General features: G+C 42.8%; 1 protein-coding gene and 1 pseudogene. One reads left to right on the top strand and one right to left on the bottom strand.

Annotated features, from left to right (window positions below; all coding sequences use genetic code 11):
* Window positions 1–699 precede the first annotated feature (699 nt).
* On the bottom strand, window positions 700–1371 hold the full coding sequence (locus KT99_RS19655; protein WP_005503793.1) for an alpha/beta hydrolase: 672 nt from the start codon (window positions 1369–1371) through the stop codon (window positions 700–702).
* A 202-nt stretch (window positions 1372–1573) separates the two neighbouring features.
* On the opposite strand from KT99_RS19655, the pseudogene KT99_RS19650 reads away from it, so the two are divergent.
* Window positions 1574–1898, top strand: a pseudogene (locus tag KT99_RS19650) (glutathione S-transferase family protein); the annotation flags it as partial.

Here is a 1898-nt window from a genome sequence, read left to right as displayed (position 1 = left end):
CACATGTTGCCGGCAGAACAACTTCTTTTTTGTCATCATTATCACTGCCACAACCTGCTAATGCCGCCATTACTGCAGTTGCAACCAAACCTTTAATTAGCTTACTTTTCATTACTATCAACCCCATTTTTTATTGGATATCTACTTGTTACCATCATGCTTTACAATATGAGACTCTGTGGACTCGCTGGCAACATCATAGCAAAGAATATTTGACCAATGTGTCACTTTGATGGATTTATGTGACGTGAATGCTCTGAAAGACCGTGGTTTACTTTAACAACTGTTCGAAAATAAGAACAAACAACAACCAATGTTAATACCGTTATTATCAAATTATTTTTCAGATAGCCATCGGAGCCTTATCAACCATAGTTTTCAACTAGTTAGCCAATCAAGGCAAAAGTAATCAGCTGAACAAAACAAGAACAGTGGTAATACGCAACAATGATGTTTTTTTAAAAAAATATGTGCATTTACATCAATGTTACGTTCAAGATCGTTAATGGTGAATGTTTTTTGTACTGCGGATGGTACACATTCACTTTAAACAGAGGGTAACTACAACTTGTTAAATTAATCTTTGGCAATTTAACAATGGAAGAGAGAGCTTAACGGTACCTAAAACTAGAGCCGCAGACACAAATAAGCAGCCATATTCGGCAAGCTTAATACTTGGATTGCTGTCAAAGTATTCATCTAGATCAATCTGCTGACGAGCCATTTGCCTATATCTTGCAGTTGATGTGGTAACACACTGTGTCCCATGGCATAAGTTTTCCATTCGGTGTGATAATCGGCTTGATTCAACAGAGTATTAGCCATCTTGCCCGCGAATAGTGGCACCACATCATCTTGCTCACCATGGTGCTGAAGTATACTCGTCTGCTTATTGGCTTCACTTAGTTGGGCCGGTAATTCATCGGCCGTGGGTAAGTAACAAGACAGCGCCATTATGCCGGCTAACGTGTGTGGATATCTTAGTCCGCTAAACAGGCTCATCACACCACCTTGGCTAAAACCTGCCAGTACAATTTTATCTGCAGGTATGCCGACATCGATCTGCTCCTGTATCAGTGCAATAACCAGTTGCTCTGAGTCCAGAACCCCAGGCATATCGGCGCGATTGTGCAGATCCATGCTCTTAATGTCATACCAGCTACGCATCACATAACCTTGGTTGATCGTCACCGCTTGCTCGGGGGCGTGGGGGAAGATAAAACGAATACTGTGATCATCCGGCAGACCCAATACTGGTACTACAGGGGCAAAGCCGGCTCCAGAATCACCTAAACCGTGTAACCAGATCACACATGCCGTTGCGCGGGTGTTTGGCTCTATGGTTATCCGCTCTAATACTGCTACTGACATCTATTTCCCTTTATTTTTAATGAAATTTTATCGCCGATATCATATCAGGATCACCACAAGCTAAGCTACTTGGTATGTAAACCAACAAAACATTCGATTAAATTGGACGTTAAGTGCCAAATTATGGCCTTTTAATCCATTTAAATCGGCGCTAAATTGGATCACAGACATTCACAGTACAGAAACAGTGCAGAGGAATAAAATGGGCTTACTTCAAGATGGAAAATGGGTCGATCTATGGTACTCGACCAAAGAGAATGGCGGCAAATTTATCCGTGAGGATGCACGTTTCAGAAATTGGATCCTTACCGATGGACAAACTCAGCCTGGTACACCTGATACACAGGGCTTCAAGGCTGAAGCGAACAGGTACCATCTTTACGTCTCCCTTGCCTGCCCTTGGGCACACAGGACACTCATTTTTCGTGAGCTTAAGTCATTGCAAAACCTCATAAATGTCACCGTCGTCGAGCCTCACACGTTGCACAACGGCTGGGAATTTCCGGCGCCAGCCAAAGCCAAGATGC

Source organism: Shewanella benthica KT99, from assembly GCF_000172075.1.
GTDB lineage: Bacteria > Pseudomonadota > Gammaproteobacteria > Enterobacterales > Shewanellaceae > Shewanella > Shewanella benthica_A.
This window is presented reverse-complemented; position numbering and strand designations above follow the sequence as displayed.